This is a genomic window from Paenibacillus sp. 3LSP (genome assembly GCF_032465655.1).
GTDB classification, from domain to species: Bacteria; Bacillota; Bacilli; order Paenibacillales; family Paenibacillaceae; genus Fontibacillus; species Fontibacillus barengoltzii.
In genome coordinates this window covers 1-393 of the sequence record NZ_JAWDJI010000269.1, presented here as the reverse complement: position 1 = coordinate 393, position 393 = coordinate 1, and the positions used below count along the sequence as shown (strand labels likewise).

Here is a 393-nt window from a genome sequence, read left to right as displayed (position 1 = left end):
CAGGAAACTGTTGTTTTAGTTATGCCAAAGGCTACAAGCGGCGTTGCAAGAATTGACGTATATTACAACTTTTTGGACGTTGGACATTATCCGGTAAATGATTCTTATGTTGCGGATAGTCCTTGGGATGATAACGTCTATAGAAACATCAGGATTGAAAAGCGTGAGGACATTTTAGAAATCATCGTAAACGGCGTTGGTGTGTACCGGGGGCGTTTGGAGCTTAACAATTTGCCTGGTGGAATATTACTCCGTAAAGGGTCAAACGCTGGGACACCGTACACGATTAAAGATTTTAAATTTTATGCGGGGAAATATCGTCAATACGTGCCGACATTGACGGAAAGCGAAATGTGGGGGCCGTACACAAATGAAGATTACAGTACCAAACCG

The 393-nt window shown here is 42.7% G+C and carries 1 protein-coding gene; it reads left to right on the top strand.

Annotated features, from left to right (window positions below; all coding sequences use genetic code 11):
- On the top strand, positions 1 to 393 hold a 393-nt coding region (locus RW092_RS23495; protein ID WP_316011432.1), incomplete at both ends, for a hypothetical protein.